The organism is Paenibacillus sp. N3.4 (assembly GCF_008017805.1).
Taxonomy (GTDB): Bacteria; Bacillota; Bacilli; order Paenibacillales; family NBRC-103111; genus Paenibacillus_E.
Genome location: NZ_VRTT01000074.1, coordinates 18792 through 36048, shown reverse-complemented (window position 1 = coordinate 36048; position 17257 = coordinate 18792). Strand labels below are relative to the sequence as shown.

Below are 17257 nucleotides of genomic sequence, written 5' to 3'. Positions count from 1 at the left end.
TCCGGTCTTAGCTATCGTTTCCGATAGTTATCCCAGTCTTATAGGCAGGTTACCTACGTGTTACTCACCCGTCCGCCGCTAAGCATTCCCCGAAGGAAACACTCCGCTCGACTTGCATGTATTAGGCACGCCGCCAGCGTTCGTCCTGAGCCAGGATCAAACTCTCCATAGTAGTGAACTTAGCAGAGAGACTTTGATCTACGATCAAAGATCCCTATATTACGTCCATTTATCTGAAAGCTGAAATGCTCATTGACTTGCTAGCGAGATTTTACAATCTCTTTTTTGAACGATTGCTCGTTCGTGCTTACTCACTCGTTGTTCAGTTTTCAAAGATCAATTTCTTTCGTTTTAATCCTTCGCCCCTCAAAGGCGACCTGATTAATATACCACAGCGACCTATTCGATTGCAAGAACTTTTTTTCGTTATCTATCAATCTTTCGTTCGGCCGCCGAAGCGACAAGGAGTAATATAACAAATGCCAATGGGGATTGCAAGCTTTTTTTATAATAAAGAGCAATCCCCTCAAGCATCATGAATTTTTACGCTTAATACTAATCCCATGCAAAGCATATTTGTTAACAACGAACTGCCTCCATAACTCACGAAAGGGAGAGCAATCCCTGTAAGGGGCATTAACCCTGTATGCATGGCAATGTTTTCGAAAATTTGCAAAGTAAACATGGAGACTACACCAATAATAATGTACGAACCCTCCAAGTTTTGGCATGACATAGCAATACGAATCATGCGGTAGATTAAGAAAAAATATAGAAACAACAACATCGATGAACCAATAAAACCAAATTCCTCACCGATTACGACATAGATAGAATCCGCATAATCATAAGGGATGTAACCACCATGAACCATTCTCCCGTTCAGAAATCCCTCACCCTTTAATTCGCCTGAGCTTACTGCTTTAATGGAATTAAGAACATGATAGCTCTGATCGGGATCGCTGGTAGGATCAAGGAAGGTTTGAATTCTATGCAACTGATGCGGCTTAACAATTTTATTAAACAAAGACAAATTCACAAAATAAAGGGCAGTAATACTGCTGATACCGGCAACAATCGTACAGATTCCAATTAATGCGTGCTTCAGACGAATTTTGCCGATCCACATCATCCCGATCAAGATGCATACAAAAACAATCGAAGTTCCTAAGTCAGGCTGCTCCAACACCATCATAAATGGAATCCCTACTATAGCAACCATAGGAAGAATATCGCGTATGAGTCGGAGATATTCACCTTTCCTGCTGCCTAAGAACTTGGCTAGGAGTAAGATGACGAAAATTTTGGCCAACTCAGAAGGCTGGAATTGCATCACATGCAGGTTAATCCAACGAGTGGAGCCATTGATTGTCATCCCTTTGAATCTCACAAACAGAAGCATAAGAATCCCGGCAACATATAAATAGATGGAAAAGTGCCGGACAATTCCTCTGTAATCGATCAGAGCCAAAGCTAGCATCGTCACAAACAAGACTCCGAACATAACCAAGTTATTTATATGAAGACCCGCGTACTTCGTATTGCTTGTTGCACTATAAATGACCATTGTACTAATAACCATGAAACACAGTAAGATACCGAGAATGGTCATATCAATTTTTTTAGCTCTAAATAGGATTTCTTGAAACACGTTTTTGCCCTCTTCCCTCAACTCTTCTTCTAATCATAGAATAATTGATAGGTCTGTTACAAATATTGCTTTGTACGACATAAGAAAACCTCTATTGCGGCCATTTAATGGTGAGCGAACGCGTTTAGAGGTTGGTTATATTGCCAATAGGAAAGCAGTCTTCGAGAAGCGAAAACTTATCCTTTCTAAGGTGTTAAAAAAAGCTGCAGGAATGTCCCGCAGCTCTTGTATCCATTTTTACAATTATCCTTGGCTTCCAATAAAGATATAACGAGCCAACACGAGAATGGCAAGCACCCACATCAGCCAGTGAATCGGATAACGCGTTTGACTTTTGCCGCTTAGGTTAGAGGCTGTGGCTAGAACAACGTAAGTAACGATTCCGAAAGAAATACCATTAGCAATATTGTAAGTGAAAGGCATCAATACAATCGTTAGGAAAGCAGGAATAGCCAAAACAAAATCTTGAAAATCAATCTCACGAATGGATTGAACCATAAGAACGCCCACAACAATCAATGCCGCTGCCGTAGCAGATCCGGGAATTAGCATAGCAATCGGAGCTAAGAACAGTGCAAGTAAAAAACAAACACCAGTTGTTACAGCTGTTAATCCTGTACGTCCACCCTCAGCTACACCCGCGGCGCTTTCTACGAATGCAGTAACGGTACTTGTTCCTACAAGAGCACCACCACTCACGCCCACTGCATCGACGAACATCGCTTTGCCGACACGTTTATTGCCTTCTTCTTTATTTTTCATAATACCGGCGCGATTCGCTGTACCCACCATCGTACCGAACGTGTCAAAGAGCTCAACAAATGTAAACGTAGCAATCACGGAAACAATCCCCGTTGTCATTATGCCAGCAAAATCAAAATCAGCAAATCGAAGCTTCGTCATGTCTGGCACCCATGTTGTATCCGCACTGGTTAAGGAACCCAAATTGACCATACCCATGAAGTACCCAATCACCGTCGTTGCCAAAATACCGATCAAAATGGCTCCGCGAAGGCGAAGCACCATAAAGACAGATATAAGCAAAATGCCAATGATCGTCAAAACGACACCTTTATCCTCTAATGAACCTAAGTGCAAGATCGATTCAAAGGAAAGCAGCTCTGTATATTTATGCGCAGGAATATCCTTCGTGGTTTCAACAGCAACACTCAGAATCCCACTATTCTTAAATCCGATGATGGCGATAAACAAACCGATACCAACAGTAATTGCGTGTTTTAAACTGTCTGGAATTGCTACAAGAAGCATTTGACGAATTTTCGTTAGCGTTAGAATCAAGAAAATAATACCTGAAATAAAAACCGCCGTTAGAGCCATGGAGAACGTGAATTTACCTTGTGATGATAAAATGATTGTCGCAAAGTAAGCATTCAAGCCCATCCCCGGTGCAAGGGCAACAGGAAAGTTAACGAAGAGCCCCATCGCAATTGTCATTACACCCGCAGCAATTGCAGTCGCTAAGAAAATCGCTGTCCAGTCACCGCCGGTTGCCCCCGATTTAAAGGCGCTAAGTACATCCGGGTTTACAGCAAGGATATAAGCCATGGTCATGAACGTCGTAATCCCCGCCATGATCTCTGTTCGTACGGTTGTACCATTTTGTTTCAATTTAAAAAAGCGATCCATTTTCTTACTCCTCCTAAAACGATTGGTGGAACAGCAAAAACCCAGAATCATGTTGTCTGATTCTGGGTACGAAAAAGGAGCTAGCCAAATGAGAGCAGCCCTCCATACATGCGAAAAGAGAGTTACTGCTTCATACGGATTGCGTTCCTTTTTTTCGTAGCCAGATCATTTGCGGTGATCTCGTAGAGACTCTCAGGCCAATTCCCAAGATTATACGAAAAACTGTTATCCAATTCATATTTTAGTAGGGAAATAGAACCATGTCAACAAAAAGACAACGTTAATAGGGTAATTTCTCCCATAACGTTCGTCTTTTACACTAAATTTTATATTATTCCCACTCAATTGTAGCTGGCGGCTTCGAAGTGATGTCATACACGATACGATTTACGTTCTCAACCTCATTTACGATACGCACGGAGATCTTCTCAAGCACATCCCAAGGGATACGCGCCCAGTCTGCTGTCATGCCGTCAATGGAGGTTACAGCACGGATACCTACGGTATAGGAGTAAGTTCTCGCGTCACCCATAACACCTACGCTTTTCATGCCCGGAAGTGCTGTGAAGTACTGCCAGATCTCGCGATCTAGGCCTGCTTTAGCGATTTCGTCGCGCAGGATAGCATCGGATTCACGGACAATTTTCAGCTTATCTTCGGTTACTTCGCCAAGAACACGGATAGCAAGCCCCGGTCCTGGGAAAGGTTGGCGCCAAACGATGGCTGATGGCAGTCCACACTCCTCGCCCACTTTGCGCACTTCATCTTTAAATAAAGTTTTCAAAGGCTCGATAAGCTTGAACTTCATGTCTTTCGGCAGTCCGCCTACGTTATGGTGCGATTTGATCGTTTGCGCAGTAGCAGTACCGCTTTCTACGATGTCTGTATACAGCGTGCCTTGTGCCAAGAACGTGAAGTCATCGAATTGGCTGGACTCTTCTTCGAACACACGGATAAATTCGGTGCCGATGATTTTACGTTTTTGCTCCGGATCGTCAACACCCGCTAATTTGCCAAGGAAACGATCACGCGCATCAATTTTGACCACTTTCATATCAAATTTACCGACAAAGGTTTCCATGACGCTTTCGGCTTCACCTTGGCGCAGCAAACCATGATCAATAAACATACAAGTCAGTTGTGCCCCAATCGCTTTGTGAAGCAAAATCGCAACAACGGAGGAATCTACCCCGCCGCTAAGCGCGCAAAGCACTTTCTTGTCGCCAACTTCTTGACGCAGCTCTTTAATCATATCTTCAACAAAGGAGGACATCGTCCAATCGCCATGACAACCGCAAACTTCGTAAATAAAGTTATGGATCATCTCATTCCCTTGAACAGAGTGGCGTACTTCCGGATGAAATTGTACGGCATGAATGTTGCGAGCGCGATTACTCATCGCCGCAATAGGAAGAGATTCTGTGCTTGCTTCGACAACAAAGCCCTCAGGAAGCTCGGAAACATGATCCCCGTGGCTCATCCATACGGTTTGCTTAGCTGCAAGACCTTTCACCAACGGGCTTTCATTCGTAAATTCCAGGTCCGCTTTCCCATATTCGCGTGTATGCGCGCGTTCTACTTTACCACTCAACTGATGGGCAATGAGCTGCATGCCGTAACAAATGCCCAAGATAGGAATACCTAGATCGAAGATTCCAGCATCGACAGCAGGAGCTCCCTCGCCATAAACGCTCGACGGTCCGCCAGAGAATACAATCCCCTTCGGATTGAGGGCACGAATTTTATCAACAGTCGTATTGAAAGGCAGCAACTCGCTGTAAACACCCAAATCGCGAATTCGTCTTGCAATTAATTGGTTATATTGTCCGCCAAAATCTAAAACAACAATCATTTCACTTGGTTTACTCATGTGCCGACCTCCTAGTTTCATAGCAATAATGCTTGTCCGCTTATCACTATACATAGGTACTAATTTTAAACATTAGGCACCTAAGATGTAAAGGGGTTTGGTTAAAAGCTTTGGGCTCCGCAAAAAGAAAGCGGAATCAACTTCACGGCTTCGACAGAATGGCCTTCCATAGAGCTATAATTTCCCTTTTTGTGAAGCTCGATTGATTCGGCGCGTCGTACCGTACACTTTCGTAGATGATGGCGAATTCAAGCAGCGCCTGCTTCTGCGCATGGGAATGGAATCGTAACGCTGTTACGTAATCACGCACTGTCTGATGAGCGGGTTTGGCACCGTATTTACGAAAAAGCTGCAACCATAAACGATCCATGAACATAGCCATCGGGTTTGCTTGAACTGCTAGTCTTTGATGTAGTGGCATATATAGAAGGTGTAGAACTCCTTTTTGCCTTAATACTAGGATCAATCCTGTGCAGAAGAGGCAGCACCCGGCCCCAATGATCAAAGTCTGTCTAAGTGGGATTAGCCTATCGTTGATTGTTTGCATTATTGTTTGCAGCCATTCAAGAGGATCGAATCCTGCATTTTTTACGGCAGGAATCGCCGCTAAAGAGGCGGTCATGGCAGATTTCGCCATCTCTGCTGTTGTTAAACTCGCTTCCGCATGGTCCAATCCAAGATTAGAAAATCCTGGCGTAGGCTCGAATGACACCCAGCCAACAGAAGGGAAATAGACCTCTACCCACGAGTGCGCATCTTGATTGCGAACGGTGACTTCTTTAAGTCCCTCTTCGTCGGTAGTTTGCGGTGTTCCCTGGGCGAATCCCTTCACCCACCGAGCTGGTACTCCGACAGAACGAAGCATAACGACCATCGCGGTAGAAAAATGATTACAATAGCCAGCCTTGTCCACAAGCAGGAAATGACTTACGAAATCCTCACTACGGCTAGGATGAGTTGGCTTTTCCAAACTATAGGTATATGTATTTCGCAAATACTGCTCGACAGCTACTGCTTTGTCATAGGGTGTCTCGCTTCCGGCCGTGACCTGCTCCGCGAGTCCTCGCACAGCCCGCGGCAAAGCAGCGGGAAGCTGGAGGTAATCTCCTCTAATATCTGCCGGATATTCGCTTAGGTCCGAACGGAGTAAAACAGGATCTTCACGGACAGGTTGAACCACTATTTTGTAATAAGATAACGGATCCATGATCTCGGGTAAGCTTACTTTTCCAGTCATAGGAGAGGTAATCAAAAGCTCCGATTCAATAGGCTTCCCTTTTTCTGTCAAAAGTATATCTACATGAAGAAGATTGCCGCCCATAAACAATTGTTTATTTGGGGACTTGTCACTCCACAGAATTTCCTGCGTGATGGATGGCCCTTTCATTGGCGGACTTGAAGGGACAAAAGCGTCTGCGGTTTGCTCCGTTGATGTCCATCCTTTGCCATCATAGAAATTTTTGGATTCCCCGCGCCAATACGTTAGTTCAGTTGATTTCGCCGTGAATACAGGTGTACTGTCGACTTGCAGCGGACCTCCTAAGGAGGAGTCGTCCGAACCATATCCTGACTTGGCTGCAGATGCATGATCCGCTTGCTCATCATGATAAAGCTCAAACAGGCGATCAGATAAGTAGCCCCAACTGACCGGCTTCATCATCGGAGAAGAGGCTGTTTGTTTCGCCGAATACCATCCTAAGCCTGCCAGCATACCCACAACAACAACGCTAATTAGGATCCACTGTATGGATCTGTCTGGACGCACCGTAGTGAAACCATACCTGTGTTGAATGCGCGATAAATGGAGGAGAGACAACAAAAATAGCCCATATCCTAAAGTACGCATAACCCCTTGAATGGTGTCGATGCCAAGCAGCAACTGCAAACAGACCAAATAGGTAAGTGTAGCCGCCACAAACAAGAGACTATGCTGTCTTTGCAGCATAAGCGCTTGCACCACGGCGATCAGCAGTGTCCAGCCGAGCAGAAATAACAACGTACGCATTTGACCGCTGACGAGATCGAAATGGGCTTGGCATAAATGAATGACATCACCATATAGCACTTGGATCAAATCTATGATCCATCCACCGGTGGCAAATCCCGCTCGATCGAACATAATTCCAATGAAGAGCACAATCATCAGGCCCTTGGCTGTCCAACCCCATCCAGAAGGGACTTTAAAGCCATCGATGGCGATAGAAATGGCGAACACAAAAAGGAAAGGACCGACTTGGATCGTATCATCTGCCAACCACGCCAAGGGCCGAATCCATTCGGAGACCAACAAGAAGAGCAGCAGCGAGATGATGAGATCTCGGAAATAGGTTTCTGGTGCAGGACGCAAGGACTGCGTCTTCGCTGCGTGAGCAGCTGCGTGCTCCGCGCTGCGCAAGTGGGCAGAAGGTGATACCGGATACTGGGTGCGTTGCGACTCAAGCGGTTGCATCCGCGACACCTCCTTGCTTCGGCCACTCGCTGCGCGGGTGCGGCACTTCCGTGAAGCTGCAGCCTGCGGCCTGCAGCTGAGAAGCCCCCTCTCGGTCCAACACCGAGAGGGAGGGCCGCCCGTGCACGTAAATGACGTGCACGGATCTTCGCCTGCTGCGCGCTTCTGCGATCGCGCGCAGCAGGGCTGTGTCCAGCGTCGATGTGATGCACATCATCGACGTATCCGCGGCAAGGCCGCCGCTTCTTTCCTGACGAGGTCAGGGAAAGACAAGGCGGGCTTGCCGCCTACGCTCGCGAGCACTTCATACGCGAGCGTCAGATCAGGGCGAATCGTCGGCGCGATTCGCCTAGGGCCAGAGCTGCAGGCGAAGCCGCAGCTCTGGTGCCCGCTTGCCGCCGCTTTGAAGAAGCCGGCGGCGATAGCGACGCCCTTCTCCAGCAGCGGCCATGCCGCTTCGGCTAAACCGGCATTAGGCGCCGCATCGAGCAGCAGCATCTGCTTCGCGGCGGATGCTTGCTCCGGTTCCTTCGTCATCAGCCGGCTCAGCCTAGCTGTCGATTTCCAATGAATGCGTTGGTAGGGATCACCGCTAACATAATCACGGATACCGCTAACCATCTGCGTTTCTGACTTACGACTACTTACAACCGCCCTGTGACCTTCATCAGATTGAAACGTCATTACTGCGCGATTCAAGGAATCGGGCCTCGGATATACGATACATCGATGAATAGCGTCACGGAACGCTTTGCGGATCGCAAAACCAAATAAATCTCCTGTAACAATTTCAATGCCTGCGAAGCGATAAACGCCACGTGTTAAGTATGTTATTTTATAAGACAGCTCACAGGTTGAACGAAACCACGGGAAAAGCAGCTTACTGTAAATCAACTTCCTGCCGCTTCCCTCATGTATCCATGTTTCCTTAACGACCATCCACGGCAGGGGTATCCAGGAACGATGCGCAATCTCTAGTTTGATGTTAACTTCCTCTCCCGATACGCAAACCTCATCTGACAATAAACGATGGACAGACAGTCCCCTCAAAGCAAATAGATAAAAGAATCCGGCTTGCAACCAGATGAAAACCAAACAATCGACGAGATACCAAGCTGCCACGCCACCTTGTGAATAAGCAACTCCCATAGATACCACACAACCAACGGCCAGCAGCAGCGTCTTCCCCCAACTTTTCATAGGAATCCGCCCCCCTACTTCGCTGAAACGTAACGAAGAACAGGCATTTGCTGTGAAGCAAGCAGCCCCGACAGAATGGATTCCGCCGATTTCCCCGTCATCCGCGCTTCGGATGTGAGTATAAGTCGATGTGTCCAGACTGGAAGAACCAAATCCTTGATATCATCCGGGATAACAAAGCTTCTTCCCTTCATGTAAGCGGATGATTGCGCTGCACGCATAAGTGCGTAAGAAGCCCTTGGACTTACGCCTAAGTGCAAATCAGGATGCTGTCTCGTTGCCAAGGCCACACGAACAATGAATTCTTTTAATGTCGCATCTACATGAATCTTCGTTGCTTCCCTTTGCAATTCAAGAAATTCATCCTGAACAATGACCGGTTTCAAGTGATCCATCGGTTGACGATCCTGAAGTCGATCCAGCATCAGTATTTCTTGCTCTGCTGTGGGATAGCCAAGGGACAGCCTCATCATAAAACGATCCATTTGAGCTTCAGGCAGCGCATACGTCCCTTCGAAATCAACCGGATTTTGCGTAGCTAACAAAACAAATGGTTTAGGAAGCTCATAACTGACTCCGTCTATGGTAACCCGCTTCTCCTCCATCGCCTCCAGAAAAGCAGACTGCGTCTTCGGTGATGTGCGGTTGCATTCATCCGCCAATACAATAGGCGTCATTAGGGGGCCAGGCCGGAATTCAAAATCGCCCGTCTTGGCATTATAAACCGAAACACCCGTCACATCGGACGGTAATAAATCTGGCGTACATTGAATTCTCTTAAACTCACAACCCATCGTCCTGGCCAAAGCACGTACTAGCATCGTTTTACCTACGCCAGGAACGTCCTCCAGCAATAAATGTCCGCCGCTTAGCATCGCTATAAAAGCTTTCTCTATTAATTCTCTCTTGCCAACTATCACTTTCTCAACGTTCATGATCATCCGTTCCACGAGAGGCTGCGGCTGATCGAAGATTCGAGTTTTCGACTGCATAAACAAGAAGCCTCCTTCATCAGGGTATGCTTCTAGTTTTTCCAGTCCTCTACTATTTTAGACATGAGTCATTCATCGCCAGTAGAGAGTTTTTCAGAAGACCGTTATTTTCTTGGAGTAGGTACAGTTGACTAAACACCAAAAAAACCTCTCGTCTGCCTGGTTCCATGATGGTCCCCGTAATTCGACCGCCAAATAAATCGATCGTTTTCCGCAAGGGCACTATAATATTCCCCTGTTGTAAATCCATATCCGCTAGTGAATAAGCAGCAACTTTATGGCCTAAAACATAAAGTCTGATACTCCTTGAAGATAAGTCGTATTCAACATCATGTACACCGTAATGTGCATCGGCTGTTTTGGTTTCGGGCTGCCAGTTCACATGCCCACCCATCTTCTCAACTAGTAAACGCAAAGGCAGCTCAATGCGCTCTTTGTGCAATTGATACTCCGATGCGTCCAGCGTAAAATCAAGACCTCCTTTGATATGAAGCTGCAGCGGGACTTGAGGTGGCGCTGCGGGCATCCGAGCAGACTCTTCTCGAGCTACCCTGCTCATTTGCACAAGATTCTGCAGGGAATCGCTTTGCTGCTCTCCAGTTCCTCTATGCGCTGTCGCATACTGCTGAGTTTGTTTCAATAACTCTTGAAAATGGGATAAACTCATATTTCTTGACCATTTCGGCTTACCTACTGCGAATTGTTTGGGCTTTACCTCCGTCGTTAGTGGCGCAAAGGCATAACCAAGCTTCTTGTAATAACGGATAATCTCCGGAAGCGCTTCTACAGAAGACGCATGCCCGCTTCCATCATGGAATAAAATCGTCATTTCATGTTCCAACGGAGTGTTTTTGACCGTTTGCACAATTTCATTCACTGGCACATTCTGCCTTTTGGAATCACCGCTGTCCACGTTCCAATCCACGGTCGTATAACCAGCCTGATCCAACAGATAGTAATAGTAGGCATCGAAATTCGTATATGTACCTCCCGGAGCACGCACCAATTGTGGTCTTACACCCGCTATCGATGCGAATATCTCCTCCGTACTCTGGATTTGGTCCCAGAAGGTTTGGAAGTCGCTATATAGCTCTTTGTACACATGATTATAGGAATGATTGCCTAAGGTATGTCCCTCTTCTACAATTCGCTTGATTAATGTAGGATGTGCTTTGGCTTCTTCGCCGAGTGCGAAAAACGTCGCTTTTACATCCTCTTTTTGTAGGATATCCAGTACTTGGCTTGTCAGCTTGCTCGGCCCATCATCAAAAGTTAAGTAAACGGTAGGCTGTTCGGGTACGGTATAGCTCTTCTCTACCTGCAATCGCTTGCCTGATCTAAGCTTTTGATACAAATCTTGGCCATCTGTCACTGAATTCCCTTCACTCTCTGCCGCTACGACCGGGATCAGAGAGAAAAATAGACAAACTAGTCCTAGGATTGCCATCATCATTTGAATGCTTTTCTGCCTGTTGATTGCACGATGTACATTGGAGCGCATCCGCTAATCCCTCCGCTTTGTTCTATCATTTAACTAGCTGATAGAGTATATGGGAGATAGATCAAGAGTATGTCACTTGCCTGGAATCAATTGAAAAGGAGTTCAGAACCCCGTTGTTGAAAAGGTTGATATTCCCTTTCATAACAACTTTCGACAAAAAAGGATGGTTTCCATGGCATTTTTGAGTATGCTAAAAACAAGCCTGACAGCGAGCACCGATTCACAGCTATCCCTGCAGGATCAAGATGTAAGACGCAGAAACTTTGTTGGCTTTATGGCTATCACAGCCACCGTACTGCTCATTTTCATGAGTATTCTCGCTTTATCCGGAAAGATGGACAACGATCTCAAATTTACACTCATTTTTGAAACCAGCATTTGGCTTATTTATGGCTATTTGCATTTTTCCAAAAAGCTTATTCATTACTTATGCTATTTCGCCATTATTACCAGCGGGATAAGCACGGGGATTCAACTGATCCATAAGCCAGATATCACGAATATATTCTCCATTTATTATTTGATGATCATGGCCCTTATCTTTATGAAAATGCTGCCTTGGCTCATTAGTTCTTTGTGGGGACTCTTTCTTATTCTCTATATGCTTATTGTGCAAAAAGATGCCCTTCAATTAGATCCCAAAGCTGCACCCACGTATGTGATTTATTTTATTCTTATTTCTGTCCTGATGTTTGCTGCGCTAAAAGTGTCCGCTCACATGAACAAAAGTATGGCGGAGGCCAGAATCCAGGCGGAACACTTCATGGCCCTTCAAGAAGAACAAAAGCAGAAGGCTTTAAAGCAAGTAACGCTCGTGACTACTGATTTGCAGTTAATCTCCCAATCCGGAGAGAATGATGGTTCTTCCTTTGATGAAATGAATAATGCTTTCCAAGATATCGCTACAGGCGCAGGGGACCAAGTGGATTCTACCATTTCAATTAACGATTCTGTCCATCATATGAATGGCTTGATCAAAGAAATGTCCAATTCGATTCACACGCTGCTTGGACAAACGAATGAAGCTGCTGCCCTCTCGGACCAAGGGAAAGGAAGCATGGAAAAACTATCGGAGACATTCGCCTTATTCAACCAAGACATTGAAGCCGTTTCCAAGGACACCGCTTCCCTGATTGAGCGCTTAAATGAAACCAGTCAGTTCAGCGATACGATTCAAGACATTGCCAATCAGACGAATCTTCTTTCACTTAATGCCAGTATTGAAGCTGCCCGAGCAGGCGAGCATGGCAAGGGGTTTGCCGTAGTTGCTAATGAAATTCGCAAGCTTGCAGATCTGACAACGAAATCAGCCATTCGCATTTCGGAGCAGTTGCAAGAATTCACGACATTGTCCAATCAAACCCGCACACGTATGGATCAAGTAAGTATTCGCATGCAGCAAAGCAATGAAATTACAGGACAAACTAAGCATGCTTTCGAATCTATTACAGATGCTGTTGCCACGCTAAAAGAGCTTTCATCAAGCTACAGCGCTCTGATGGATCGAATCAGCAATTCTTCTGTCACGATCAGTGACTCTACGAACAATTTAGCGTCAATTAGCGAAGAAGCCTCTGCAACGTTGGAAGAGTTGACAGCAACCTTGCAGTCCTTGCTCCTTAATAATCGTAAAAACCTAGATCGGATCAAAGAGGCAGAACGGAACTTACGCTTGGTTGTGGAATAAGAAACCGACAAAAAGAATCTCCCCCGCTTGTTGGAGACTGTTGAAAAACTTCCGCTTTCTGAAGGAATTACATAGTTGTATCAAAAAAGACGACTCAAATTCAATTCTTGAATTTTAGAGTCGTCTTTTTTAGGCTCAACATTTTAACGAATGGATAGAGAGTGCAAGAGGGCCGGGATAATGAACGGACTGTAGAGCCGCTATTGTAGTTTTGAATGACCTATTTGGGAGCTTAGCGGACATCAGTGCCGTTATTCGAGTGATAAGAGGCCGATGTCTATGATTTCTCTGCCCTTAACGGAACGTATGTCCGGAAGCAAGGATAAGGTGAGGGATAAAGGGCAAATAACGGCTGCTGTGTCCGCTTGCCTATCCAATCGTTCTACCAACGCAGTCGAGACGGGTGGATCCGAACTAACAGGGCCATTCAAACCTGATTGTTTAAAGTCAAGCCCTGATTCTAACAATAAGACCTTTTTTCACTATTTTTTAAGGAGACTTCTTCAGTAGCCCCGCTTGTTGTGGGTCGCTTCTTTTTTTGTCGTTTGCTATACAAAACATAAACACCATAGCTTTGTAAAATAAATATACAAGGCATAATATCAAATCGATAACGGGTTTGAATCTCAATGATAAGGTGCAGTCCGGCGTAACCAACCAGTAACAGCAAGAAAAACGAGGACTTCGGGTATTCTTTTTTGCGGAATAGCGCCAGTACTGCGATCATCCCCAGGAATGCCATGAGTATATAGGCCAAACATTCGGTTACAATTAGGATGGCAGCTAGAATCGGCCTATCCGCCTCACCAAGGGTCCAATTCACTGAAGAATCTGCTGCTCCCCAAAGGACGCCGAACTTCTTGATAAAAAGCGCAACAAGCTGGGACTTATCCGTTAGCCTCATCTTGATCATTTCGAGTTCTACCTGATTTCGTTCCGGACCTATCGGGTAGGGATCTACGTAGTGATCATCCTCTATGGACCAAGTTCCTACCGTTGAAGGATTCAATCCAACGACAAACTTCCAATAAGGCTCTTTATTCGTCAGACTCGTTTGGATAAAGCTAGTGTTCACAAAGGCAATGTTAACAAGCTGCTGCACAATCAAATATACAACCATCATGCCTAACATTTTGGTTAGCCTTTGTACTCGCCATTTTTTCTGAATAGCAAATAATTCAAATAATATGAAATAAACGGCAAAGCAGCCAATATAAAAACTGCCTAACGGTCGGAAAAGATTAGCTATGCCATAACACAGCCCCATTAAAATCCAGTTATAGGTTGTTGCCAATCCTTTATGAACGACGAAATAACTACCTAAAACAAATAGAAAGGTAGCGATATGCTGGTTAGTTAAAACAGAGCAAAGAATGATATTAGGTGTATAAAAAACATAGAAAAATAGCGTTATCCTGCCACAAAACTCGTTAAATACTTGGACTGCAATCAGATAGAGGAGCCAGGCAGTTCCTACACTAAAAGCAATATTATACAATTTTAAAACGATTAAGGGGGTTCCGAATAGCTTGATGAGCAACGCCTGATAAAGCGTAAATCCAATCTGGTAAGCCCAGGTAACAAAGTATTCGGAATCACGGAAGATGAAATCACCCTTCGTTACGCCTAATGCTGCTGTATGCATGAACAAGAAATCCGACACAGGCGGTGTGTCTACGGTTAATACCCATGCTAATCTAGTTCCTACAGCCATACATAAAAGAATAGCTACGAAAACACGATTAGAAATTTGCCAAGCCGCCAAATGTGCTGCCAGCCAAATTAATCCAAGTCCACCTATACACGCTAGAATGATTCCAATATTCATATGGGTAAAATGATTCGCATTTTGATAGGAACAAATCACCGTAAACAAAAAAAATAAAGCCCCGATTAGTTTGAGAAACCTCAGCTGCATCCCATTCATAGACTTTGCTTTCACTTTTACCAACATTCCCATCCTACATATTTTCATCCTCAAGAGTATTACCCACAATAGGGAATGCGAACCATGCAAGGGGAGGCGTTAAGAAGAAACGATTCCCTACTGGGGAGCAGTTTCTATACCTATCAATCTGTTATTATCCCCCTATCGCATCCAATACAGACTGAACGTGATTCTTCACCTTCACTTTACTCCATTCCTTCACTATGTAACCTTCTTCATTAATAAGAAAAGTAGAACGGACAATCCCCATATATTCGCGGCCATATAGCTTTTTCATTGCCCACACACCGAACTGTTCAGCAACCTGATGTTCGGGGTCTGACAACAGCAAGAAGGGCAATTCATATTTGGCAATAAACTTATCGTGTGATTTAAGCTCGTCAGGGCTTATCCCAATCACTTCAACACCCAGTTCTGCAAATTTGCCGTTATAATCGCGGAAATCGCAGGATTCTTGTGTACATGTTGGCGTATTATCTTTCGGGTAAAAATAGATAACAACTTTCTTTCCTCTATAGTCATGCAAGGATACTTTGCTTCCATTCGATGCAGGCAGTGTAAAATCAGGGGCAAGGCGCCGGATTGTTTCTGTTTCTTTTTTCTTGGCCATCAATAGGTTCTCTCCTCTATCATTCCTCGGTTATCTTCTTCAAATCACTTACCTCTAATAATGCCTCTCTGTTCGTATCATGAAAGACGACTCTAATTTCCAGCTCATAATCACTATTCAGCTAGAACGAGAGTATCGTACATTTTCTACCGCGGTTCTTCGTCTTTCTTGGATTGTCCGGAGCCACAACGTAAGTGCCCCCGATTGAAGGATTGACCGTTTCATTCACTTTATCTGCAACCCCCTCCTGTTGTATTTGGGTAACGCTTAGCTACTTTCATATTATAGTTCGACCCTCTTATTTCCTAAAGATTCATTCTACCCTCTTACGAACCACATTTACCAGAACTAGCTTTACGCAAGAAAAATATGGTAATTTTAATAGGATGCTATAAAAATTTGAAGGAGTGAACAGTCGTCATGATACCTATCAAACGTACGTCTTTACTCGCCCTGCTAGGTTTAACCCTAGCGATCCCTTCTCTCTCGGTCTCAGCTGCAACACCCGCTGACAGCTCCATGGTTACACGCGGGCAATTTATTAAGCAAATTGCAGAGGAACTCAAGCTGACAGCGCCGAGCAGCCAAACCTTGCTCCCTTCCGATGTGGAGGCACAGTCGCCATATGCCGATGTTACCCGTGTCATGCGCGAGCGTCAAATCCTGCAAGGCTACTCGGACGGTACGTTCCGACTCGATCAATCCGTAAGCAAAGAGGAGGCCGCATTCATTCTAGGACGGTTTCTCGGCCTGTCAGACAGCAAAGCCATTGCCAAATTGCAAAGTGATTTCGCTATCGATTTCGGCCAAAATGCTGGAATTAACAAAGAGGTCGCTGGAGCAGCGATCAAGAAAGCCCTAGCGACGGATCCGAAGGTTGCTTCCTGGTTAGGGGCAGATCCTGCATCTCCAACTGAATTTAAGACGTTCAGCGCCCAAATGGACATGAATATGCATATTTTCTTTAAACCAAGTGCAAAGTTTCCCGGAGATAATCTCCAAACGGAAGCCCACTCCGATCTGACTTACAACAAAGATCAAGGTATTCATCAAATTATTACGACAACAGCCCCTGGCTCAGACCTGATCCCGAGAACAGTTAAAATCGAGCAGTACACGGTCAGCCAAGGCACTTTCATGAATATGCCTAATGCAGCGAACGATGGCTTTGAATGGTACGATATGTCCAAGCAGATGCCATTTACTTTTGACCAGCTTATGGAACTGCAAAAGAAAAGCCTCGATGTGAATAAAACCTTAGTCACTCCTTATTTCTTCTACAAGGACCTTGGGTCTACGGAGAAGGCCGGGAAAAAACAGCGCAAGATTTCGATTCAAGGCAAACTGACGAACTCTGCCGATATCCTGAAGACGCTGAGCGGGCTTGGCGGAGGCCAGGATGCGTTCAAGGATGTACTGAACTCCCCTGCTATTGCTGGTATGAGCGTTTCCTTATCGGCCGTCATCACCGTAGATGAACAGACCAAGCTGCCGATCAGTATGGATGGCGACTACTTCATTACATACGGCGAAGATCCTAAAGTGCCAATTGATCACATGGATATGACGATGTCGATGACCTACAAGGATGTTAATCAACCGCTGGACATCAAATTACCGGCAGAAGCCAAAACGGCCAAGCCGTTTCCAATACCAGTCATGACGCCTTAATGGGAAAAAGAGCTGCCGCAAGTCGCAAGAC

Annotated in this window: 11 protein-coding genes, 1 rRNA gene and 1 riboswitch; of the genes, 2 read left to right on the top strand and 10 right to left on the bottom strand. The window is 45.3% G+C overall.

The window, feature by feature from the left end:
- The 8 genes from FU659_RS27690 to FU659_RS27655 form a co-directional block, all read right to left on the bottom strand.
- Positions 1 to 172 (bottom strand): 16S ribosomal RNA (locus FU659_RS27690); the annotation flags it as partial.
- Between the two features lie 354 nt (positions 173 to 526).
- On the bottom strand, positions 527 to 1651 hold the full coding sequence (locus FU659_RS27685; RefSeq protein ID WP_261808095.1) for an FtsW/RodA/SpoVE family cell cycle protein: 1125 nt from the start codon (positions 1649 to 1651) through the stop codon (positions 527 to 529).
- 243 nt (positions 1652 to 1894) lie between these two features.
- Complete coding sequence (locus FU659_RS27680; protein WP_147950526.1) at positions 1895 to 3298, bottom strand: NCS2 family permease; 1404 nt, start codon at positions 3296 to 3298, stop codon at positions 1895 to 1897.
- 137 nt (positions 3299 to 3435) lie between these two features.
- Positions 3436 to 3536: riboswitch (purine riboswitch) on the bottom strand.
- 93 nt (positions 3537 to 3629) lie between these two features.
- Positions 3630 to 5168 carry a glutamine-hydrolyzing GMP synthase gene (gene guaA, locus FU659_RS27675; RefSeq protein WP_147950525.1) on the bottom strand — a complete coding sequence of 513 codons (1539 nt, stop codon included), beginning with the start codon at positions 5166 to 5168 and terminating at the stop codon, positions 3630 to 3632.
- Positions 5169 to 5310: 142 nt separating this feature from the next.
- Positions 5311 to 7617: a DUF4129 domain-containing transglutaminase family protein gene (locus FU659_RS27670; protein ID WP_147950524.1), complete on the bottom strand. Its 2307-nt coding sequence runs from the start codon at positions 7615 to 7617 to the stop codon at positions 5311 to 5313.
- Positions 7618 to 7830: 213 nt separating this feature from the next.
- Positions 7831 to 8817, bottom strand: a complete 987-nt coding sequence (locus tag FU659_RS27665) for a DUF58 domain-containing protein (RefSeq protein ID WP_147950523.1) — start codon at positions 8815 to 8817, stop codon at positions 7831 to 7833.
- 14 nt (positions 8818 to 8831) lie between these two features.
- Entirely contained in the window at positions 8832 to 9809 is a 978-nt protein-coding gene (locus tag FU659_RS27660) for an AAA family ATPase (protein WP_147950522.1), read from the bottom strand.
- Positions 9810 to 9861: 52 nt separating this feature from the next.
- Positions 9862 to 11310, bottom strand: a complete 1449-nt coding sequence (locus tag FU659_RS27655) for a polysaccharide deacetylase family protein (protein WP_147950521.1) — start codon at positions 11308 to 11310, stop codon at positions 9862 to 9864.
- A gap of 187 nt (positions 11311 to 11497) precedes the next feature.
- On the opposite strand from FU659_RS27655, the gene FU659_RS27650 reads away from it, so the two are divergent.
- Positions 11498 to 12997, top strand: coding sequence for a methyl-accepting chemotaxis protein (locus tag FU659_RS27650; RefSeq protein WP_222708655.1), 1500 nt, complete (start codon positions 11498 to 11500; stop codon positions 12995 to 12997).
- Positions 12998 to 13457: 460 nt separating this feature from the next.
- On the opposite strand, the gene FU659_RS27645 is transcribed toward FU659_RS27650, so the two are convergent.
- Entirely contained in the window at positions 13458 to 14957 is a 1500-nt protein-coding gene (locus tag FU659_RS27645) for a glycosyltransferase family 39 protein (RefSeq protein WP_187274441.1), read from the bottom strand.
- A gap of 121 nt (positions 14958 to 15078) precedes the next feature.
- On the bottom strand, positions 15079 to 15555 hold the full coding sequence (bcp, locus tag FU659_RS27640; RefSeq protein ID WP_147950518.1) for a thioredoxin-dependent thiol peroxidase: 477 nt from the start codon (positions 15553 to 15555) through the stop codon (positions 15079 to 15081).
- Between the two features lie 420 nt (positions 15556 to 15975).
- Between bcp and FU659_RS27635 the strand changes: the two genes are divergently transcribed.
- Positions 15976 to 17226, top strand: a complete 1251-nt coding sequence (locus FU659_RS27635) for an S-layer homology domain-containing protein (RefSeq protein ID WP_147950517.1) — start codon at positions 15976 to 15978, stop codon at positions 17224 to 17226.
- The last annotated feature ends 31 nt before the right edge of the window (positions 17227 to 17257 follow it).